Source organism: Dolichospermum lemmermannii CS-548 (genome assembly GCF_028330815.1).
GTDB classification, from domain to species: Bacteria; Cyanobacteriota; Cyanobacteriia; order Cyanobacteriales; family Nostocaceae; genus Dolichospermum; species Dolichospermum lemmermannii.
This window is the reverse complement of sequence record NZ_JAQMTJ010000267.1, coordinates 1-22960: the sequence shown is the minus strand read 5'-3', so window position 1 is coordinate 22960 and position 22960 is coordinate 1. Positions and strand designations below refer to the sequence as shown.

Annotated in this window: 18 protein-coding genes and 1 pseudogene; 12 read left to right on the top strand and 7 right to left on the bottom strand. The window is 38.4% G+C overall.

Annotation, left to right across the window (positions count from 1 at the left end; all coding sequences use genetic code 11):
• The first annotated feature begins 22 nt into the window (after positions 1-22).
• Both PN450_RS18255 and PN450_RS18250 read left to right on the top strand, forming a co-directional pair.
• Positions 23-262, top strand: coding sequence for a type II toxin-antitoxin system HicB family antitoxin (locus tag PN450_RS18255; RefSeq protein ID WP_168632268.1), 240 nt, complete (start codon positions 23-25; stop codon positions 260-262).
• A complete protein-coding gene (locus PN450_RS18250) occupies positions 262-483 on the top strand; it encodes a type II toxin-antitoxin system HicA family toxin (protein WP_148761377.1) in 222 nt (73 codons plus the stop codon). The genes PN450_RS18255 and PN450_RS18250 overlap by 1 nt, the downstream gene beginning before the upstream one ends.
• 50 nt (positions 484-533) lie before the next feature.
• Here PN450_RS18250 and PN450_RS18245 read toward each other — a convergent pair whose 3' ends face one another.
• Entirely contained in the window at positions 534-2378 is a 1845-nt protein-coding gene (locus PN450_RS18245) for a tetratricopeptide repeat protein (RefSeq protein WP_271837137.1), read from the bottom strand.
• Between the two features lie 493 nt (positions 2379-2871).
• On the opposite strand from PN450_RS18245, the gene PN450_RS18240 reads away from it, so the two are divergent.
• Together PN450_RS18240 and PN450_RS18235 are read left to right on the top strand one after the other, a co-directional pair.
• Positions 2872-3249, top strand: coding sequence for a hypothetical protein (locus PN450_RS18240; protein ID WP_148761381.1), 378 nt, complete (start codon positions 2872-2874; stop codon positions 3247-3249).
• A gap of 19 nt (positions 3250-3268) precedes the next feature.
• The gene (locus PN450_RS18235) at positions 3269-5974 is read left to right on the top strand and encodes a c-type heme family protein (protein ID WP_148761383.1); all 2706 of its coding nucleotides are present in this window, start codon (positions 3269-3271) and stop codon (positions 5972-5974) included.
• A 34-nt stretch (positions 5975-6008) separates the two neighbouring features.
• Here the strand turns inward: PN450_RS18235 and PN450_RS18230 are convergent.
• Positions 6009-6215, bottom strand: a pseudogene (locus tag PN450_RS18230) (adenylate/guanylate cyclase domain-containing protein); the annotation flags it as partial.
• Positions 6216-6251: 36 nt separating this feature from the next.
• Between PN450_RS18230 and PN450_RS18225 the strand changes: the two are divergent.
• The 3 genes from PN450_RS18225 to PN450_RS18215 all read left to right on the top strand — a co-directional run bounded on the left by PN450_RS18225 (position 6252) and on the right by PN450_RS18215 (position 10196).
• Positions 6252-7316, top strand: coding sequence for an NADH:flavin oxidoreductase/NADH oxidase (locus PN450_RS18225; RefSeq protein WP_271837136.1), 1065 nt, complete (start codon positions 6252-6254; stop codon positions 7314-7316).
• Between the two features lie 179 nt (positions 7317-7495).
• Positions 7496-9052, top strand: coding sequence for a DEAD/DEAH box helicase (locus PN450_RS18220; RefSeq protein ID WP_271837135.1), 1557 nt, complete (start codon positions 7496-7498; stop codon positions 9050-9052).
• Entirely contained in the window at positions 8982-10196 is a 1215-nt protein-coding gene (locus tag PN450_RS18215) for a DUF790 family protein (RefSeq protein ID WP_271837134.1), read from the top strand. The genes PN450_RS18220 and PN450_RS18215 overlap by 71 nt, the downstream gene beginning before the upstream one ends.
• A 90-nt stretch (positions 10197-10286) precedes the next feature.
• Here PN450_RS18215 and PN450_RS18210 read toward each other — a convergent pair whose 3' ends face one another.
• The 3 genes from PN450_RS18210 to PN450_RS18200 form a co-directional block, all read right to left on the bottom strand.
• Positions 10287-10547 (bottom strand): BrnA antitoxin family protein, encoded by a 261-nt coding sequence (locus PN450_RS18210; protein WP_148761391.1) that lies wholly within the window; start codon positions 10545-10547, stop codon positions 10287-10289.
• Entirely contained in the window at positions 10531-10803 is a 273-nt protein-coding gene (locus PN450_RS18205; protein WP_168495787.1) for a BrnT family toxin, read from the bottom strand. Before PN450_RS18205 ends, PN450_RS18210 begins: the two co-directional genes overlap by 17 nt.
• A 197-nt stretch (positions 10804-11000) precedes the next feature.
• Positions 11001-12659 (bottom strand): DUF3352 domain-containing protein, encoded by a 1659-nt coding sequence (locus tag PN450_RS18200; protein WP_271837133.1) that lies wholly within the window; start codon positions 12657-12659, stop codon positions 11001-11003.
• A 614-nt stretch (positions 12660-13273) separates the two neighbouring features.
• Between PN450_RS18200 and PN450_RS18195 the strand changes: the two genes are divergently transcribed.
• Positions 13274-15892: a M1 family metallopeptidase gene (locus tag PN450_RS18195; protein ID WP_271837132.1), complete on the top strand. Its 2619-nt coding sequence runs from the start codon at positions 13274-13276 to the stop codon at positions 15890-15892.
• A gap of 468 nt (positions 15893-16360) precedes the next feature.
• Here PN450_RS18195 and mrdA read toward each other — a convergent pair whose 3' ends face one another.
• The gene (mrdA, locus tag PN450_RS18190) at positions 16361-18139 is read right to left on the bottom strand and encodes a penicillin-binding protein 2 (RefSeq protein ID WP_271837148.1); all 1779 of its coding nucleotides are present in this window, start codon (positions 18137-18139) and stop codon (positions 16361-16363) included.
• A gap of 26 nt (positions 18140-18165) precedes the next feature.
• Positions 18166-18339, bottom strand: a complete 174-nt coding sequence (locus PN450_RS18185; RefSeq protein WP_213719380.1) for a hypothetical protein — start codon at positions 18337-18339, stop codon at positions 18166-18168.
• A gap of 11 nt (positions 18340-18350) precedes the next feature.
• On the opposite strand from PN450_RS18185, the gene PN450_RS18180 reads away from it, so the two are divergent.
• From PN450_RS18180 to PN450_RS18165, 4 genes are all read left to right on the top strand, one after another.
• Positions 18351-19487, top strand: a complete 1137-nt coding sequence (locus PN450_RS18180; RefSeq protein ID WP_271837131.1) for an ABC transporter ATP-binding protein — start codon at positions 18351-18353, stop codon at positions 19485-19487.
• Positions 19488-20570 (top strand): polyamine ABC transporter substrate-binding protein, encoded by a 1083-nt coding sequence (locus tag PN450_RS18175; RefSeq protein ID WP_271837130.1) that lies wholly within the window; start codon positions 19488-19490, stop codon positions 20568-20570. It abuts the gene before it with no gap.
• A gap of 154 nt (positions 20571-20724) precedes the next feature.
• On the top strand, positions 20725-21606 hold the full coding sequence (locus PN450_RS18170) for an ABC transporter permease (RefSeq protein ID WP_271837129.1): 882 nt from the start codon (positions 20725-20727) through the stop codon (positions 21604-21606).
• Between the two features lie 60 nt (positions 21607-21666).
• Positions 21667-22773, top strand: coding sequence for a Gfo/Idh/MocA family protein (locus PN450_RS18165; protein WP_271837128.1), 1107 nt, complete (start codon positions 21667-21669; stop codon positions 22771-22773).
• Positions 22774-22960 lie beyond the last annotated feature (187 nt).

Here is a 22960-nt window from a genome sequence, read left to right as displayed (position 1 = left end):
TTTGAGTAAAAAGGTTAAGTAAATGCAAACGCTAATTAGACTCAAAATTGAAAGATTTATTGAAGATGGGCAAGAATATTTTGTGGCTACAAGTGAGGATTTACAGGGTTTAGTTACAGAAGGAAAAACAGTACAAGAAGCTATAGAAATTGCTGAAGATGTAGCTAAGGTATTATTAGATTTAGAGAGAGAGAAAAATCAGAATTTTTATCTCCAAGATTTACCTTCCCAATTTGAATATCCGCTAATTATGGAGGTGTGATGGGAAGATTAGCAGGGTTTTCTGATCGAGAAGTAATTAGGAAGTTGGGAAAACTAGGTTTTGAGTTTTACCGTGCAGCAAAGGGAGATCATGAAATTTGGTTTAATCCAGAAACAAATCAAAAAACAACTATTCCTCATCATCGAGAGATTAAGGAGGGAACACTGAGAAGTATTTTAAAACAAGCTCAAGTTGATGTTGATATTTTTCTGGATATTTAGTTATTAGAGCCAAAAAAATCAAATAGGAGTATTACAGATGTGGTTTACTGTTACATCTCTTCTTGATATTTCACTAACAATGTAGGAATATAATCATAGCCATCAACACCAATAATGGCAATCATTTTGGGGCGATTTTGTTGGAGTAATAATTGGAATTTGTCTGTACCAATTTGTCCCCTAATAATAGTCAATAAACCAGCAGGTTGTCGCCATTCATCAGAAGCAATTTGATCTAAAAGATACATTCCTAGACTACCAGTATAAACTGCTTTTTCATAATTAGCCATAAGATAATTAGCTTCAGCTAAATATGCTAAATTTCTGCCTTGTAAATACAAATCACCAGAAACTTGGGCGGCTTTAAAGGCATTTTCTAAATAGTTAATTGCTGTTGGATATTGTGCGGTAACTAAATAAGCAATTCCTAAACTACTAAAACATAAAGCTTGACTTTGTAAATCATTTAATTTTTCTGCTAGTTTTAATCCTTGTTCCAGATAGTTAATTGCAAATTCATAAACTTCTGGTTCACTAATTTCTGTTTGCTTGGCTTGCATGACTTCGCTATAACCTAGATTTACTAAAGCGTTAGCTTCTCCAGTTTTGTCCCCGGTTTGTCTACTAAAAATTAATGCCCGTTGACTATAATTAATGGCTTCACCATAATTTCGTTGTTGCACATAAGTCCGACTCAGATGGTTAAGATTGGCGATTTCACAGATTTTATCTCCGGCATTTCTGGCTATTTCTACGGCTTGTTGATGAAAATCAAGGGAGCGATCATATCTGCCTAAACCGCGCTGGGAATACCCCAATAATGTCAAAATCCGGGCTTTTTCTTGAGTACCTTCGGCAGAACGTAAAGGGGCATCTAAATAATCTAAAGCATCCCGCAAATAACTACCAGAAAATGAGGCAAAAATCCCACCGTAAAGGGGAAAGTAAGGACGTTGGGCAAAGGTTCGCAAAATTTGCAGCATGATTTGGGATGCACCATTGCTATATATTGCTGCTTGATTTTGAAAACCGCTGGCTAATTGACTCCAAATTACGGCAAAGGTTAAAAATGTGGAAATAGATAATTTGGGTCCTGCTTGAATATCATAAGCTTGTTGGTCAAACCAATTAATTAAACCCCTTTGTAAAAGCTGTAAAATTATTGTTAATTCTACCCAATTACTCAAACTGATTTGCTGTTGTTGTTGAGCAAATTCCAAAGCCGATTGTTCTTTGGCTAGAATCTGAAAAAATGCTTGGGGAACTTCACTATTAACTACTTTAGCCCAACTTGCCCAAGGACTATTTTCTCCAGGTACACCTCCAAATCCTAATGAATTTTTGCGTTCATACATCCAATTCAGTAAATTTGCTTGGATTCTTTGCCAAGAAGCGATACCACGATTAATCCCGTCAGCAATTTGCTGAAAATCTTGATTAGCACTGGCAAATTGTTGTAAAGATTTGGCTAACTGTTGAAGTTGAGACAAATTTAAGGGATACTTCTGATTAGGATCAGTAGCTCGTAGCAAAGCCGTTAATCGCTCATCTGCGGTGGCTGTGGTAATTTCCCGCATAGATAGAGATATCGCTTCAGTGGCTTTATTTTGTTCTTGCCACCGTTGCCATTGAGTTTGGATGGTTTTGGCAGCGCGTAAGCTGCGGGTGGCTTTGGCTTTTTTCAGTTCATCGGTTTCCGAGTCTACCTGAGATTGTATCGTATTCAGGCGATCGCTCAAAACTAACTCAAACACCTCTCCAGTCCCGGAAGTGATACCTTTGAGCAACATTTGATAAACCTGCTCTACAGAGCTAATCTTACCCTTGAGGGTGGTTTCGATAATATCGTTAATTAAAGCGAGATAATGCTCGCGCAATGGTAAAGGGTCTGACACTTTAGCTAATAGAGAACATCACAACAATTCTTATTGTAGTCCCGATGATAATCATATTTGACCTGATAATTTTTGAATCTTTACCTAAATCTGGATTTTCTATACCTCTGTTTTAGTGGAAATTTTCTAAAGCTATAACATTACACCTAATACAAGCAATTACTCAGGGACATATATTATCTAAAATTAATACAATCCCTGGTAATATTTACAGTATATTTGTCCGATAAATTCGTGATCAATTTTCTCGTTGTTTCTTGATAATTTTCTCGAAAATCTCATTTATTCCTGGATGTAATAAGCAATGAGTTTGTAAGGTTTTTAACTAACTAATATTTTGATTTCTTAAGTGACATTTTCAACTAATTTATCCGGTTTTTACCACTTTCTTTATGAAAGGATAAGCATAAGTAAGTCAAAATCATCATTAGGATGTATTTAATTATGGAGCAAATTCGAGATAATAGGCAAAACATATTTAGGAAATGAGTTTATGGACCCGACTTCTCTTATTCTTGCAGCATTGGTAGCTGGCGCAGCAAAAACGGCTGGCAGTGTAGCTCAAGATACTTACGACGGATTGAAAGCTTTGATTAAGCGTAAATTCGAGAGCCAAGGCAAAACAGATTCAGCTACTATTTTGGATAAGTACGAACAAAAGCCCGAAAAGACGAAAGCTCTTTTAGAAGATGAATTAACTGAGGTTGGGGCTGATAAGGATGAAGAAATTATTAAACTAGCTCAAAAATTAATGGAGCAATTAAATCCTCAAGCAGCCGCAGAGGGGAAGTTTAGTGTACAAATTTCTGGAGGTACAGTTCAGGGTTTGACACAGAACAATCCTGGAACAATAACTCAGAACTTCAGTTAATTTATAGAGTATTTAGAAAATGACTGACGATAATTTTGTTAATATCTCTGGAGGTAACGTTCAGGGGTTTATCCAAGAAAATCATGGAATTGTCTCTCAATACTTTATTTCCCAAGTATCTGAGTTGTTTAGTGGGCAAATATCTGGTACACAACAGCCCTTAACTCAAGTAGAATACGGACAGAGGAAAGTTTTACTCAGTAAAGTCAAAGAATATTGGATTGAAGGGGTTTTAGAAAAGTCATTGCATACCCAAGCCATGATTGAACTTGGTCTAGAAAAGCGATTAGATGCAGTAGAGCGTCCATTTAGTGGCTTTGAAGAATTACCAGAAGAGTCTAGACAAATTTTACCTAAAGGAACAGGTGCAACTGAAGTTTTCAATCAAATAGGAGAGGGAAGAACTCTGTTAATTTTAGGAGAACCAGGGGCTGGGAAAACCATAACCCTCCTGAAACTAGCACAGAATTTGATTGCTCGTGCTGAAGCAAATTTGAGTCGGCTGATTCCAGTGGTGTTTAATTTATCTTCTTGGGGGAGTAAACGGCAAACCATTGTCGAGTGGCTGGTACAAGAACTTTGGCAAAAATACCAAGTTCCTAAAGAAGTAGGTAAAGACTGGGTTAAAAATCAAAAACTGCTACTGTTGCTGGATGGTTTAGACGAGGTAAAAGTTGATCTGCGAGAAGCTTGTGTCGAAGCTATCAACCAATTTATGCAAAATTACGGACAAACTGAAATGGTGGTTTGTAGTCGAATTGCCGATTATGAAGCTCTTTCTAATCGTCTGCAATTACGAGGTGCAATTTGCATCCGCTCATTAACTATTCAGCAGGTTAATCAATATTTAGACACTGCTGGTGAACAACTAGAAGCAGTCAAGGCTTTGCTTGAGGAAGATACCGCACTGCAAGAGTTAGCCAAGTCTCCTTTAACGCTTAGTATTATGACTCTGGCTTATCAAGGTAAAAATGTGGCAGAACTATCTCAAACGGGTTCGGTAGAAGCACGCCGCGAACACCTATTCAATGCTTATATTGAGCGAATGTTCAAACGCAGGGGAGTTAATCAGCAATACCCAAAAGATCAGGCAATACACTGGCTAAATTGGCTGGCGCAAGGGATGTCTCAAACATCTCAATCTACCTTTTTAATTGAGAAAATACAGCCTAATTGGTTGCAGTCTCCTCTGGAAAGAAGACTTTATCGCATTGGAACTATCCTAATTGGGATACTGATTATTGGATTGATCTTGTTTTCAAGTGAGACTTTAGATTCACATAACAACATGATTACCCGTTACAACGTAGTAACGATGGATGCAGCAATCTGGGGTCTAATTTTATGGTGGAATTTCGGCAGGGGTAAAGCAGAAATAGAAACTTTTGAAACTTTGACATGGCCTTGGAAAAAAACAGGAAAAGAGCTACTTGATGGCTTAATCTCTGGACTAAAGTGGAGTCTAATTTTGTCCCCGATTGGGGTGGTGTGGTGTGGTCTAACTTGGAAAGAGCCAAAAGGTTACGAGAAAATAATAGTATTTGGAATAATTTTAGGATTAATCTTTGCGCTACTTATAGGATTGATTCGTGGGTTGAGAGGCGCAGAAATAGAGACAAAAACTGTTCCCAATCAGGGAATTTGGATATCTGCTTTTAATGCAGGGATTATTACATTAGTTAGCTGGTTGATTTTGTTCCCAATTATTTATAAGTGGTTTCCTCAAGGGGTACAATCAAAAACTTCTATAATAAGTTGGGGACTAATTTTAGGGCTACTTTTTGGCGGTGGAATATCCTGTATTCAACACTTAAACTTACGACTTATTCTCTGGATTAACGGTTTTATCCCTAGTAATTTGGCTCGCTTCCTCGATTATGCCAGTGAGCGTATTTTTCTGCAAAAGGTGGGGGGTAGTTACATCTTTATTCATAGGATGTTACTGGAACATTTTGCAACGCGAATCCAGCCTACACAATCTGAAATTAGGAATACCAATCAAACTATAAAAGTCATTTTTATTGGGGGAATAATTATTGTTGCTAGTCTTATTTATTATCATATTTGTTCAACTGCTGCGGAATATCAATTACGGTATCAAGCAAATATGCTGATTTCAACAATGGATTCAGTTCGCAAGTATAATAATGATAAAATTACACCTTTATTAAAAACACAATCAGAACAAACATTTTTGCGGGAAAGCATTCCCACCTTCGCTGTAAATCAAGTGTTTGATATATTTACCAATGCCTATAAAGATGATTATGGAGATTACCGTTATAAAGATGCGATGATTAATCCGACTAATCCTAATGATAAGGCGACGCTTGAGGAATTCAAAATTATTGAGACATTGAAACAACAAGATTTAGGTAATCAAAGTCAACTAGCAGGTTCAAACATCAATCAAGGATATGCAAAGATAAATGGTAAGAAATATTTCTATACATCTCGTCCCATAAAAATTACTGATAAGAATTGTTTGAGTTGTCATTCAACTCTAGAGAAAGCACCTCAATCACTACAGCTTCTCTATAAACAGGGCAAATATCTTGGTAATCAAGGATTTGATTGGGAATTTAATACAGTTATCGGAGCTAAGGTTGTTTATGTTCCTACAACTCAAGTGGATAATATAGCTCAAAGGTGTTTTATCATTTTGCTAGGAGTTCTGATGGGAACATTTGCTGTAATGATCATTATGAGGAGGATATTGATCTAAAACCAAATCAATTTTACTTCTGACTCCTGCTGGATTATATCTTCTTGTCATGTAATAAATAAGTCATCATTTCCCCTTTGCCTTTAATTTTAATTAAACCCCGTTCTTCCAGCAAATATTTATCTTTCAACAACTCATATGTAGCTTCACAAATCTGGATATTATCTGGAATACCGTGGGATTCCATTCTACTAGCTGTATTCACCGTATCACCCCACAAATCATAGGCAAATTTCTCTATAATAATCTTTTACAGGTATCCGCAGGATATTCAATTATGCCGCATTTATTTGAGCCATTAAATCAACGCAGTGTTAACTTTCCCAATCGCATTGCGGTGTCACCCATGTGCCAGTATTCCAGCGAAAATGGCTTTGCAAATGACTGGCATCTCGTTCACCTTGTCAGTCGTGCTGTGGGCGGTGCAGGGCTGATTATGACGGAAGCAGCGGCAATTGAGCCACAAGGACGAATTACACCGCAAGATTTGGGAATTTGGCAAGATGCCCACATTGAAATGCTGGCGAAAATTGTCGAGTCACTACATCATCATGGGGCTGTAGCTGGGATTCAGCTTGCTCATGCCGGTCGAAAAGCTAGTACCACAGCACCTTGGGATGGAGGTGGAGAGCTTTCTGAATCTGAAGGAGGATGGACTCCAATTGCTCCCAGTCCTATTCCCTTTAAATTAGAAAGTCCTGCTCCTAAAGCATTGAGTATTGAAGATATTAAAGAACTGATTGCATCATTTGTAAATGCGGCTCAACGTTCCCTAGCAGCCGGATTTAACTTAATTGAAATTCACGCGGCTCATGGTTACTTGTTGCATGAATTTATGTCTCCACTGAGCAATCAGCGGACAGATGAATACGGTGGCAGTTTTGAAAATCGGATTCGGTTTTTATGTGAAGTAGTTCAAGCCGTGCGAAACATTTTACCAGATCAGATGCCGCTGTGGGTGCGGATTTCTGCCATTGATTGGATTAGTGATGGTTGGGATATTGAGCAAAGTATTGCCCTCTGTCATATTTTAAAATCCCTGGGCGTTGATTTAATAGATTGCTCATCAGGGGGAATTGTACCTGGAGAGAAATTTGTCGTTGGTGCTGGTTATCAAACGGCCTTTAGCGATCGCCTTCGCCGCGAAGCTAAAATCGCTACCGGAGCAGTGGGCATGATTACAGAACCGGCACAAGCCGATCAGATCCTTCGCACTGGACAAGCAGACATGGTGTTAATCGGTCGAGAAATGTTACGTGATCCTTACTGGGCAAGGCGGGCTGCAAAGCAACTACGCCAACTTGTATCAGTCCCCAAGCAGTATGATCGCGCCTGGCATTAAGAACATCTAAAACCAAATTAATATGAAGCTGCATAGAATACAACATCAAGAATAATTGACCGCAGATAAACGCAGATAAACGCAGATAAATATGGATGATTATTATTCTGTGCAGTCTCTCAATCCCCATTTTGCGTTATGAGTAGTTACATCAGTGTAACTGGATTGAGAGAAAATAAATGGCTCGTCACCCGACTTTAACTTTTGATCGTGGTACGTTAATTTTACACCCACCACCACGCAGTAAAACTTGGATAGATTATGCAATTTGGGATGATAGAATTGAAAAATTCCGTATTCCGGCAATTAGATACCGTTCCTTAGTTGAAGCACTCCAAGCAGAAGCCACAGATTTTATTGATCAAGCTAAGGCTTTTTATCCCTTAGAGTTGGTTGCCAGTTTAGAAATGACTCCCTATCCTCACCAAAATGAGGCGTTAGCGGCTTGGAAACTCGCAGGACGACAGGGGGTAGTTGTGCTACCGACAGCAGCGGGTAAGACCTATTTAGCCCAAATGGCGATGCAAGCCACACCGCGCACGACATTAATTGTCGTCCCCACCTTGGATTTAATGCACCAGTGGTATGCTCACTTAGTAGCGGCTTTTCCTGACGGGGAAGTAGGTTTACTGGGGGGTGGTTCGCGGGATAGAACCGCAATTTTAGTTGCTACCTATGATAGTGCGGCTATTCACGCAGAAAGTTTGGGTAATAAATATGCCTTGATAATTTTTGATGAATGTCACCATTTACCTACAGATTTTAACAGAGTTATTGCAGAATATGCGATCGCTCCCTATCGGTTAGGACTTTCCGCAACCCCAGAACGCACAGATGGTAAACACGTTGATTTAGATATCCTCATTGGTAAAGAAGTTTATCGCAAATGTGCTGAAGATTTAGCAGGAAAAGCTTTAGCTGCTCATGAAATTGTGCAAATTAAGGTTAAATTATCCCAATTAGAACGGGAAAAATATAATCAGTTAATTCAAACTCGCAATGATTTTTTAAAGCAATCAAAAATATCTTTAGGAAGTCTCCAAGGTTGGCAAATGTTTGTGCAAATGAGTGCGCGTTCTCAACCTGGACGTAGGGCAATGTTATCACATCGTCAAGCCAAAGAAATCGCTTTAGGAACAGATGGTAAAATTCGGGTACTTGTAGACTTATTAGCCACCCATTATCCCGAAAGAATTTTAATTTTTACCGCTGACAATGCCACAGTTTACCGCATTTCTCAAGACTTATTAATTCCCGCAATTACTCATCAAACACCAGTTAAAGAAAGACATGAAATCCTAACTAAATTTAAATCAGGTGAATATAATACTTTAGTTGCTTCCAATGTCTTAAATGAAGGTGTAGATGTCCCCGCAGCTAGTATTGCCATTATTTTATCAGGAACAGGTTCAAGCAGGGAATATATTCAACGTTTAGGGAGGATTTTACGCAAAGGTAATATAGAAAATAAACAGGCAATTTTATATGAAGTCATAGCCGAAGATACCAGCGAAGAAGGAACTTCAGCCAGACGCAGAGGAGAAAATAATAGTCAGGAAGAAAAACCGCAAAGAGCAAATTTACAAGTTGTTTATAGTAGTGAAAAGAAAAGCGATTTAAAAGCAGCAGAACAGTTAGAAATTAATTATTCAACCGAAAAGAAAGATGTTACCAACAGACCTACTGATACACCGCCAAAACGGCGAAGAAATTATCCCAAAAAGACTGAAACTTGATCAAAAACATTTGAATCTAGCAACTGAATTAATTAGCTTTTTTCAGGAAGCAGTCGGAAAAACTCAAGGATTATTAGAACGTCAATTAGCAGACTTTGAAGGAGATACCACAGATTACCGCATGAAACGGGGTTTAGCTTATATTCTCAAAAGTGGTTTTTGTACATTTGAAGTAGTTAGTCCCCTCGAACCTCCCATGTTAAGAGCAAAAGTATTTGCATTAGCAGCAAAATCCGTTGCTAGTCGAGAATCAACTGATATTACTTTAAATAAAATTGCTGATGATTTAAGTCAAGAACTCAACCAAGAAGTTTTACCTGCTCAAATAAAAAATGGAATTTATGCTGATTTATCAGAAAATAAAATTTTAACTGCTTTTGATGCACCTAAACCAGAAGAAGTTTTACATCGTTATAATTTATCTCAAGTCCAAGGAGTTTTTTATAAAGCTAGTCAATTAGTATTAAATGCACATCGCAATGTTCCCGGAGAATATAAACTCTTATTTCGTTATTTAAAACTATTTCAACTAATGGCTTATATTGAAGGTGATGCTGATCATGGTTTTACAATTAGTGTAGATGGTCCTACCAGTTTATTTACTCCCAGTACCCGCTACGGTTTAGCCATAGCCAAACTAATTCCGGCTTTACTTCATGTCACCAAATGGAGTTTATCAGCAACCTTAAAAACCCGTGATTCTTATACAAACGAATGGAAAACTGGACGATTCACCCTCAATTCAGAATGTGGATTAGTATCCCATTATCCCCCAGGTAAACCCTATGATAGTATGTTAGAAGAATCCTTTGCGAGTAAATGGGATGGCTTAAAAAGTGGTTGGATCTTAGAACGAGAAGTAGATTTAATTCCCATTCCTGGTAGTGTAATGATTCCCGATTTTCGGCTAGTTCATCCAGACGGACGGGTGTTTATCTTAGAAATTGTCGGTTATTGGCGACCAGAATATTTACAAAAGAAATTTGCTCAAGTAAGAAAGGCAAATTGTGATAATTTGATCTTAGCAATTTCCGAAAGATTGAACCTAGAAAAAGCCGGAGTCAAACTAGATAACGTTCCCGCAAGAATAATTTGGTTTAAAGAAAAACTCTTACCAAAATCTGTATTAGCCGTCATGGAATAATCACAATTTTATATGAAACTGTACAGAATCATAAAAATCTGCGTTTATCTGCGTTTATCTGCATTTATCCGCGTTCAATTAATAATAAACTTAACTAACAACAGTTACAGCCCGCAGTTCTTCTTGAAAGACTCGGCGTAGTGTATCTTCATCTAAGGGGGGTTTGGCTTGATCAAGATATTCTCGTAACGCTTGGTTCATCATTGTTTGATAACCTTTCCCTTCAGCGTCTCCTTTTTGTCTAAACGCTTCCAAAATATCATCATCAATATAGATGGTAATACGAGTTTTACCTTGTTGTGGGATAATCGCACCCCGTTTAGCTTGATCAAAATCATATTCCGGTTTCATATTCACGTCTCTCCTTAGGAGTAGCAGGACGGGCAGAAATTAAGCGAATGTTATCACCTCGATAGGTATAGACTACTACTAGCAACCGCCAAAGGTGATCCATCCCCATAATAATAAATCGTTGTTCACCTTGTGCTGATTGATCTTCAAAAGAAAGTGCATAAGGATCGAACAAGACGGCCTCAGCATCAGAAAAACTGACTCCGTGTTTTTGTAAATTGCTTTTAGCTTTTTCAGGATTCCATTCAACTTGCATACATATATTATATGTATTTGTGAGAATTATGTCTAAGGAATCGTAAAGTCTATTTTGACTAGAAATCTGATTCCAGTGAATAAGGTGCGTCAGAGAGAAGATATCTGTTTTTTACAAAATTATCGGGTCTGACGCACCCTACAAACTACTCTCTGTGCCTTGTGCGTCTCTGCGTGAAAAAAATTCAAAAAAGAATATTATTTCCCTTTACCAGATTTAAGAGATAACAGCATCTCCATTTGAGTCAGAGATTTACTAGGACTATTAACAGTCACACCAATACCACGAAGAGAATCGAGAATAGCAGTAGCGTCCGCAGGTAAAGGTTGACTTTGAGCGGATAAACGCTCAATTATGGTTTTGGTTTTTTCCATATCTAAATAGAAATAACCACCATTGGGTTTTTGTAAAGAACCTGTAACAGTTTTAAAAGTATCACTTTGATCAAGTGCTGCACCTTTGCGATCTGCTAGTGTTTCCGCAACGGGTCCACCAATAGCCAGAAATGCTGTATTATCATTGAGCCAACCATGTGCCACTAGAGCGCCTTGTTGGGGGATTTGCCATTCTGTGACATTTTTACCGCCAATGGTTCTTTGAGCGACATTCAGCCGTTGCTGTTTGGCAAAATTATCGAGTTTAGTGAAAGTGGCTTCAGCAGTTTTGCGATCGCTCGTATCTAATACTAGCGCACCTCCAAAACCCACATTAGCTAATAAACCTTGATTAGATTGAATTGCACCTAAACCAAACTCACCATTCATCCAGCCAAAAATATCTTTATCTAAATCAATTTGCAGGACTTTTAATTGAGTCCGCGCTTGTTGCAGTCCTTGATTTAATTCCGGATAATCTTTAGATTGTTCCACAAAAGTTTGCCAACTTTTACTAATACCTTGTCCACTAGCTAAAGCCAAAGTTTCACTGGGGAATTGTCCCACAATTTTGGCGGGAGTAGTTTGATATTCAAATTTATTCAGTTGGGGATCTAAATTCACAATTGCTTTTAATCTTAATCCGCCATCATCTATGCCCACAACTGCTGTCAGTGATTTGACTTGCTTAATTTGCGCGAGGGTTTGTGGAGGTAATTGTTTAGATTGAGGATTGAAAGCAGTTAATTGTTGTACCATATTGGCATAATCAGGAACATAAATTTGCGCTAAACTGTTTTTAACATCCACACCTTTGCTAAGAATATCATTTGCCCCTTCTTTACTTGCAAAAGAAGGTTCGCCTTTATAGGTATCAATCGCTTTTTCTACAGTTTGTTTATTGGATGTAAACAGCAAATGGTCATTATTCAAAACTGTTACATAAGTCGGTTGACCTTGACGAGTAGATTCGATAATTTTTTGACCTTTGTAGTCCGATTCCTGAATTTTGACGTTTTTTTGGTCTTTCAACTTATTGGCAAATTTCAAAGCAGCTATTTTATCTTTAATCCCTACCACTAACAAATAATTTGGGGCTTCGGGGGTAGGAAAGTTATTCTCGGATACTTTTTTTGCATCTGGTGGTAGTACCGCAATCATCACCCCACCAACCCAAGGTTTGATATCTGCTTCGTAAGAAATTTTATGATCATTCAACATTTGTTGGTTGAAACTCTGGAATTCTTTTGTCAGTAATTTCTGCGCTTCCGGTGTACCAAACTGCTGTAACTTATGCCAGGATTCAGGATTAGTGTCAATATAAGTTGCCATTAGAGCAGTTGCAGGTACTAATTTAGCACTACCTAAAGGACTAGAACTATCACCACCACCCTTTAGATACATATAAGCTGCTATGCCTCCTGCTATAATTACAGCAGTACCGATTACAGGGATTAAAAATGATGATTTCTTTTCAGACATTGGTAAATGCTCCTTGTTGTTGTAAATTTTATTGCAGAATCTACGCAATGATCATTGGTAGACAGAGGATTTTATCTAATGGAGAACCCATGAAAAACAAGTATATTTTGGGGATTTTGTTAACTTAGTTGACATCAGTAAATATCGCATATTGAGTATAAAAGGGTTGAAAATACCTGGCGGTTAGAGACAGTTTACAATCAAGTGGTGAAAAAACATAATTCCCAGAGATTTTGATGTTTAAATCCTTTTTTCATCCCTAATTTCCGCTAATTTTACGGTAATTACTGATATAATTAACGGTTTATGCTCACCAAAAAGTTGTAATTGGGTCTAAATAATACTCCATTATGGTCAAGGCTGAATCCGCAAATGATATCTTATTCCTGTGAAAACAATAGTCAATTTCTCATCTCCAAGTTATTCTAAAACTAATCTATATGGAAAATTAGTAGTATTTGTACTCAATAACAAATGATCACGGATCAAGATTCTCTTGAATCAAGGTAGCGAAGAATTTGCTGATCAAAAAATGTCATACTACGCTACACTTCTTTACTTGTATGATTTACATCCCATTAAATCTTTTAGAATTAGAAGGCTAGAAATAATAAATGTTGCAGTTTTATTTTGATACCGAAAAAACCGGACACAAACGTTTTGAATTACCAGGGGCAAAACCACACTATAACCCTGACCGACCTGGACAGGTAGAACATATTTTTCTGGATCTGAGTTTGGATATCCCTAACCAAAGTTGCTACGGAACTTGTAGTATTCGCCTATTACCAGTGCGGAATGGGATTGATAGATTGACTTTGGATGCGGTAAATCTGAAGATCACCGCTGTACAAGTAAACGCAGTTGAGCAAAAATTTGAATATGATGGCGAAAAACTTGGTATTTACCTGTCACAACCCACTGAAATTGGTCATCGCTTGTTAATTGCGATCGCCTACGCCGCCGAAAAACCCCAACGGGGCATTTACTTTATTCAACCAAACAAACACTACCCCCACAAACCGACCCAAGTCTGGACACAAGGAGAAGACGAAGATTCTCGCTACTGGTTTCCCTGTTTCGACTACCCTGGACAATTATCAACTTCAGAAATTCGCGTTCGTGTTCCCAATCCCTTAGTAGCTATCTCCAACGGTGAACTAATTGACACCGTAGAGGAGGCAAAATACAAAACCTACCATTGGTCACAACAACAAGTTCATCCTACCTACTTGATGACCTTAGCCGTTGGTGATTTTGCGGAAATTCGGGACGAGTGGCATGGTAAAGCTGTTACCTACTACGTCGAAAAGGGACGAGAAGCAGATGCTCAACGCAGCATGGGCAAAACTCCCCAAATGATTGAATTTCTCAGTGAAAAGTATGGTTATCCTTACGCTTTCCCCAAATATGCTCAAGTTTGCGTAGATGACTTTATTTTTGGAGGCATGGAAAATACTTCCACAACTCTATTAAGTGACCGATGTTTACTAGACGAACGAGCAATATTAGATAATCGTAATACCGAAAGTTTAGTTGTCCACGAACTTGCACACCAATGGTTTGGGGATTTGGTGGTAATTAAACATTGGTCCCATGCTTGGATTAAGGAAGGCATGGCTTCCTATTCAGAGGTAATGTGGACCCAACGGGAATATGGCGACCAAGAAGCCGCATATTATCGGTTAAAGGAAGCGTGTAGTTATTTAAGTGAAGATAGCAGTCGCTACCGCAGACCCATGGTAACTCATGTTTACCGGGAAGCAATTGAACTTTATGACCGCCACATTTATGAAAAAGGATCTTGTGTTTATCACATGATTCGGGCAGAATTGGGCGATGAATTATTTTGGCAAGCAGTCCAAACATTTGTTCAAGACAACGCCCACAACACTGTCGAAACCATAGACTTATTAAGAGCAATTGAAAAAGCCACAGGACGAAATTTGGCTTTCCTGTTTGATCAATATGTCTATCGTGGTGGTCATCCTGATTTTAAAGTAGCTTATGCCTGGGATGGTGACGCAAATTTAGCGAAGGTGACAGTCACCCAAACCCAAGCCAAAGCCGATAGTAAGGATTTATTTAATCTCAGGATTCCCATTGGTTTTGGATATAAAGAAAATTCCCAACTCACGACTTTTACAGTTCGGGTACATGAAAAAGAACAAAGTTTTTACTTTCCACTAACACAAAAGCCTGATTTTATTAGCTTTGATGTGGGCAATAATTACTTAAAAACAGTCAAGTTAGAATTTCCAATTTCCGAATTAAAAGCCCAATTAGAATTTGATCCTCATCCCATTTCTCGCATTTATGCTGCGGAAGCTTTAGCGAAAAAAGGCGGATTAGAAGCGACTTTAGCCCTATCCTCAGCTTTGAAAAATGAGCCTTTTTGGGGTGTGCGGGTCGAAGTTGCTAAGGAATTGGCAGAAATTCAATTAGATCAAGCTTTTGATGGTTTAGTAGCTGGATTAGATGATCCTAGTCCCTTTGTGCGGCGGGCTGTGATTAGTTCTTTAGCGCGAATTAAAACTCATAATAACTATAAAGCTGTAAAGAGTGTTGTCCAACATGGGGATGCCAGCTACTATGTAGAAGCTGCGGCTTGTCGGACTATTGCGGCTATAGCAGCGGCACATTTGGAAGATAAACCCCATGAAGACAAGGTAATCAAGTTACTCAAATCTGTTTTAGAAGAACGGGCTGGTTGGAATGAAGTTGTCCGCAGTGGGGCTGTGGCTGGTTTAGCTGAATTCAAATCCTCAGAAGCAGCTTTAAGTTTATTACTGGAATACACGAAAGCTGGGATACCGCAACCATTACGTCTCGGTGCAATTCGCGCTGTTGGCAAAATTTCCACTGGTCAAACTCCCGCTAATATCGAACGAATTTTAGACCGATTAGCGGAAATTGCTAGAGAGACTTTCTTTTTAACTCAGGTAGCGGTTTTAACAGCCTTGGGACAAATGGAAACTCCCAAAGCCATTGGTATTTTGCAATCTTTAGCCAATCAAACCGCAGATGGCCGTGTTCGTCGCTATGCTGAAGAGGAAGTGAGTAAAGTGCAAAAGAATATTGGCACAGACAAAACCCTGAAGCAATTACGTGAGGAACTTGATCAAATTAAACAGCAAAATCAGGAATTGAAAAGCCGGCTGGAAAATTTGGAAGCAAAATCAAATTCAGAGGGAACAGGGAACGGGGAACGGGAAACAGATAAGAGGTTTTGAGCAACTTTACTTTTCGTTACATATTACTCTTCGAGAAGCCGCTCCGCGTCTACGGTTTTTTTCCGTTCACCTACTTAGTCTGTCAAATTTATTTTGACGGGTTTTTGGTAGTGCGGGCATCTTGCCCGCGTGAGCGTCTCGCTCACACTACAGTCCATCATTTTTATCTTGACAAACTACTAGTTCTTATTCACCAAGAGAACTCCACAAAAAAGATGATCCAATCTTGTGGGATGGGCATCTTGCCCGTCCTTGTATTATTAGCGGGCAAGATGCCCGCACCACAAGAAATTTTGGGATATTTTTTTAATTGGAAGTCTCCAAAAGCAAAAATATCTCAATTAACTCTACTTTAGGTAGTAGCAATATTTCTTGAGGTTGAGTAGTCTTAAATTTATTAATGCCTGAAAAACGTATATGTACCCTGGAGATAATTTCAGGGTATTTTTTTGTGTTTTTAACAATCACCTATTTTCGAGCAAAATGTTTTTCCATTATTTCTAAAATCATGGGTGCTGCAACACTACCACCACCACCACCGGAATGTTCTGCAAAGGCCACCACTAAAATTTCTGGCTTATCCGCAGGTGCATAAGCCCCAAACCAAGCGTGATTTTCTTTAACTCCTTTCCTCCAAGCTTCAGCCGTCCCACTCTTACCGGCTACCGGGGGAAGAGAGGGGACATTTAAGACCTTACCTGTACCTTCACTAACCACCTTTCGTAATCCTTCACGCAAAATTTTGACAGTTGTGGGCTTGAGATTTAATGATTCTCTCCAGCTTTTAGCTTCTTCATTATCTTTCAACACATGGGGTTGGACGCGATAACCACCATTAGCCGGAACAGCAAACATGACTGCGACTTGTAAAGGTGTAGCTTGTAAAGCACCTTGGCCAATGGACATATTCACAGTGTCACCGACACTCCAAGGTATCTTCCATGTTTTCTGTTTCCAATTTTCATCGGGAACTAAACCCTTGGACTCTTCTGTAGTAAATTCAAAGCCGGTTTTTTGACCAAATCCATATTTACGAGTCCATTCGATCAATGTTGGTCCACCGACTCGCTTACCAATTTGATAAAAGAAGGTATCGCTACTCCACTGTAATGCGCCCACAAAACCCAATGGTCCAAAACCAGCATGATTCCATTCACCAAAGGTAGTTCCACCAATAGTTAAAGAACCGTAGGTTTGTAATACCGTATCGGGAGAAAATTTACCTGATTCTAGTCCAGCGGTTGTGGTGACGATTTTAAAGGTACTGGCTGGAGGAAAGACACTAATAGCCCGATTAACTAAGGGATGTTCAGAACCTTGGACGGTTTCCCAATCTTTTTGAGAAAGTTTTTGTTTAGAAAAGATATTGGGGTCAAAGGTGGGATGAGATACCATGGCTAAGATAGCCCCATTTTTAGGGTCAATGGCGACTATTGCGCCATTGCGTTTACCTAAAGCTTTTTCTGCTGCCATTTGTATATCTAAATCTATGGTCAAGTGCAGATCATTACCAGCTTTCGCTTGTTTGCTTCCCAATATTCGTAGAGGTCTACCGCTACCATCTACTTCTATTTGCTGCCCTCCCCATTCACCTCTTAACAATTTTTCATACGCTTTTTCTACTCCCATTTGACCCATGACATCTCCTAATCTGTAGCCTTCAGCCTTCTTTTTTTCCAACTGTTTAGCGGTAACTTCACGGGTGTAGCCAAGTATATGAGCCAACTCTTGACCATGAGGATAATAACGCACAGCTTCCGTATTTATTTCTACTCCTGGTAGTTCATTTTCATACTCTTTTAAGGCTGTTACCTGTGCTTCATTTAAATTGCGAGCAATGCGAATTAGTGAAGAAGGATTAACAGCAGATTGTTCAAGTGTTTTCTCGATCTCTTCTTGGGGGGTGTCAAGAATTTTGGCTAGACGTGGACCAACTACCGGCCAGGAGGGTTTGGTATGTGCCATTGGCCATAAGTACACAGACCGGGGATAACGAGTGCTGGCTAATAATTTACCATTTCGGTCAAAAATATTACCTCTTTCTGGTTGTTTGGAAATAATCCGAATCCGATTAGATTCTGCGCGGATGCGGTGGTTTTTTCCTTCGATAATTTGTAAATATATTAATCTAGCGCCGATACCAGATAACATTAATAATGTGAATAAAATTACAAATGTGGATTGGACACCACGTCCAACTGTGCGTGTATTTTTTTTTATACTAAATAATGATGATAAGATAGCCATAGGAATTGGGGAGTGGGGACTAGGGACTAGGGACAACTGACAACGAACAACTCTACGGGCGAAGCATTTGGAGAACTATTTTTGGCAATGACCGATAATTTATCTTCCAAATGCTTCGGCTGTACGGGCGAAGCATTTGGAGAACTATTTTTGGCAATGACCGATAATTTATCTTCCAAATGCTTCGCCCCTACTGACAACTGACAAGATTATGGCTCAAACTGCGATACAGAATCAAAGAGGTTCAAAAACATTACAGCCACTTGATGTTGAATTGCGTAATGTATTTAAGTTTTTCAACCAAGAACCCGCAGTCCACGGAGTGGATTTGGATGTTAGACAGGGAGAGTTCTTTAGTATTTTAGGTCCATCTGGTTGTGGAAAAACAACGACACTCCGCTTAATTGCTGGATTTGAAAGGGTGGATGCTGGGAAGTTACTCATTCAAGGTCAGTTAATGACTGATGTTCCTCCTTATCTGCGACCTGTGAATACTGTATTTCAAAGTTATGCTTTATTTAATCACTTGAATGTGTGGGAAAACATTGCTTTTGGATTGCGATTAAAAAAAATATCCAAATCGGAAATTGCTAGTCGCGTTACAGATGCTTTGAAACTAGTAAAAATGGAAAGTTTGCGATCGCGTGTTCCCAGTCAACTCTCCGGTGGTCAGCAACAGCGGGTAGCCTTAGCCAGGGCTTTGGTTAATCGTCCCGCAGTCATTCTCCTCGATGAACCTTTGGGAGCATTAGACTTAAAACTTCGCAAGGAGATGCAAGTTGAATTATCCAATCTTCACAAGGATTTAGGGTTAACTTTTGTGATGGTGACACATGATCAGGAAGAAGCACTATGCTTATCTGATCGCATTGCGGTGATGAATCAAGGCAAAATAGAACAAATTGGTACTCCTAGCCAAATTTACGAAAGTCCCCAAACACCTTTTGTGGCTGACTTTATTGGTGATACTAATCTATTTAGTGGTGAAATTGTGGAAGTAGATGCAGAATCTGTGAAAATTTCTACTAAAACCGGATTAACCATGATTGTTGGTCGTAATGAACAAACTCCTCTAAAAATAGCTCAAAGTGTTGTTGTTAGTGTGCGTCCTGAAAAAATTCAACTTTCCCTTTATCAACCTAATATACCCACAAATTGTTTCGAGGGACGGCTAATTAATGTCATGTATTTAGGAACTCATGTTAATTATGTTGTGGAATTAATCAACGGTATTAACCTCAATGTTTTACAACCCAATACTTATGGTAGCTTACCAGATAGAAATACACCCATTTATGCTTGGTGGGAAAAATTTGACTGTTTAGCTATTAGTCAAGATGTAAATTAGATGACTAACAGACGGAATTTTCTCAAAAAGATGGCGGCATTTTCTACCTTATCTTTAGGTAGTTGTGGTTGGCGACTAGCTAATGTGGGGTCAAACTATATTAGCTCTAATCAAAGTGACAAACTATATATTTATACCTGGACTCAATATACAGATAAAGAATTAATAACTACCTTCACGACCCAAACAGGTGTGAAAGTAATAGCAGATGTATATGAATCCAATGATGTGATGTTGGCTAAGTTGCAAGCTGGAGGTGGTGGTACTTATAGCATCATTTACCCTTCTGACTATATGGTACAAAAGATGGCGGAAAAAGGGTTATTAATAGAAATAGATCATAGCCGTTTAATTGGCTTAGATAATTTATTTCCCCAGTTTAATAATCCTACTTATGACCCTAATAACCGTTACAGTCTTCCTTTTAATTGGGGAACAACGGGTTTATTATATAATTCAGAAAAACTCACAAATGCCCCTGAAGATTGGGAGTATCTTTGGCAAAATCAAGATCAACTAAATAAACGCTTTACCTTACTCAATGATGTGCGAGAGGTAATGGGTGCAACATTACGGATGTTAGGTTATTCCTATAATTCCCAAAATGAAAGTGAGGTTAAACAAGCATATCAGAAGTTGCAGATATTAAAACCTGCTATTGCGGCTTTTGATACAGACGCTTGGCAAAATAAGATTCTGGCGGGAGATTTAGCGGTCGCTATGTGTTATTCTGCTGATGCCGTCAAAATTTGCCAGGAAAATCCCAAACTCAAATTTGTAATTCCTCGTAGTGGTTCTTCATTATGGACTGATACTATTGTCATTCCCAAATCTAATCCTAATATAGCTGGTGCTTATGCCTGGATTAATTTAATTTTGCAACCAGAAGTAGCAGCAAAAATTTCTGAAAGATTATATATTTCTACTCCTAATCGGGCAGGATTTGAACAGTTACCAAAAGCAATTCAAGAGAATACTAATTTATTTCCTCCTGAATTACTTTTAGCAAAATGTGAACGTCTGACACCTTTAGGAAAATTTGAAGAAATTTATGAACGCTATTGGACTCAATTACTAACTTAAGGAGTCAGGAGTCAGGAGTCAGGAGTCAGGAGTCAGGAGAAAGAAGAAAGAAGAAAGAAAGAAAGAAGGAGGAAAATATTTTGTCCTATGGCTTTTACCGGAAATATTAATATCTCATTCAAGTGCATACCGCTATACAATCACTAATTTGCAAATGGAATCTTCTAGCGACCTGAACAAAATAGAGAAATTACAACCTGCTGGGAAAAATTGGTTATCTCCTTTGGGCTTACTAGCACCATCTGGTATTTGGTTATTAATGTTGCTAGTTTTGCCAACATTAATAATTTTTGAGTTAAGTTTAGTCCCGGATATTCGACCAGGAGATTTAGTAAATCCTAGCGGTTTAGGTAACTATATTCGCATTTTTGAACCGATTTATTTAAAGGTGATATTCAACTCACTTCTTTTGGCATTTGGTACTACTATTATTACTTTAATTTTAGGTTTTCCCGTTGCTTATTGGATTGCTTTGATAGCACCTAAGCGGTGGCAAACTTTATTAGTATTAGCTTTTGTTTTACCTTTATGGACTTCTTCTTTATTGCGTTCTTACGCATGGATTACAATTTTACGTCCCACTGGATTATTAAATAGTATATTAGCCAGTTTTGGTTTACCCGCTATCAATATTTTGAACAGTAACTTAGCGGTATTAATTGGCATGAGTTACAGCCTGTTACCCTACATGGTATTAATTTTATATGCTTCCTTAGAAAAGTTAGATAAACAATTGTTAGAAGCTGCTGCTGATTTGGGTGCAAATCCCATGCAAACCTTTTGGAAAGTGACTGTACCGCAAGTTTTACCAGGAATTGCTGCTGGTTCGCTGCTAGTTTTTATTACTGGTTTGGGGGATTTTATAGACCCAGAATTACTGGGTGGTGCTTCGAGTATGACTGCTGCGCGGTTGGTTTATAATCAGTTTCTAGGTGCTAGTCAAAATTGGGGGTTTGGTTCAGCATTGAGTATGGTATTGATTTTGATGGTGAGTATTGCAATTGCTTTCGTGATTAAATTTGATCAAACTAAATAATTGATTTTCTATCTTCACAAAGGTACAATTATTTTTAAGTAAACTTAGCAAAGACTAAACATGATTGGGGTAGCAGTTGTTGGCACGGGATTTGGTCAAAAAGTCCATGTTCCCGCATTTCAAGCACATCATAATACTAAGATTGTCGCTGTTTATCATCGAGATATCAATAAAGCAAAAACTATTGCAGAAACTCATAATATCCCTTATGCAAGCGATAATTTAGCAGAAATTCTAGCTTTACCGACAGTTGAAGCTGTTAGCATTTCCACACCGCCATTTTTACACTATGAAATGGCTAAACAGGTTTTGCAAGCTGGTAAACATCTTTTGTTAGAAAAACCTATAACTTTAAATGTCAATGAATCTCAAGAATTATATCAATTAGCCAAAAATCAAGGTGTAATTGCCACTGTAGATTTTGAATTTCGGTTTGTTCCAGAATGGCAATTTTTTGCTCAACTTCTTGCTGAAAATTATGTGGGGAATATCCGATTAATTAAAATTGATTGGTTGGGTTCTTCTCGCGCTGATACTTCTCGTCCTTGGAATTGGTATTCTACTCAAGAAAAAGGTGGTGGTGCTTTAGGTTCTTTAGGTTCTCATGCTTTTGATTATATTAATTGGTTATTTGGTCCAGTTCACAAATTAAACGCTCATTTAATTACTGCTATTTCGGAAAGAGTTAATCCAGTAACTGGAGAATTACAAGCAGTTGATACTGATGATACTTGTTTATTATCTCTAGAATTGGCAAATGGTACACCTTGCCAAGTTGCTATTAGTGCGGTTGTTCATGCAGCTAGAACTCATTGGATAGAAGTTTATGGTGATAAGGGAACATTAGTTTTAGGTAGCAAGAATCAAAAAGACTATATTCATGGTTTTCGGGTTTGGGGTTCTCAACCGGGAGAATCTTTAACAGAAATAGCAATTCCCCAACAATTTCTCTTTCCTCAACATTATCATGATGGGCGAATTTGTGCTTTTCTTCGTGTTGTTGATGAATGGGTAAAAGGAATTACTAATCATCAAGAAATTACCCCTTCTTTAAAAGAAGGGGTTTATTCGCAATTGTTAATGGATTTATCCCATGAATCTCATGAAACAGGAAGTTGGGTAAATGTGCCAAGTTTGGAAGAGTTGGTTCTACCGCTCCCCTTGTGATTAAATATCCCTTTTATATGTTCAGAACCATTGATGTATATAGGTTTTAAGTAAGTAGACGAAAATAAATCAAAGTAGATTAAGTAATGTAAAAAATCTGGAGATGATTTCGTAGTAAGGGCTTCAGCCCTCAAATGAGGAATAAATTCCTCACTACAAACTTTGAATTATTCAAGCCGTTCTACTT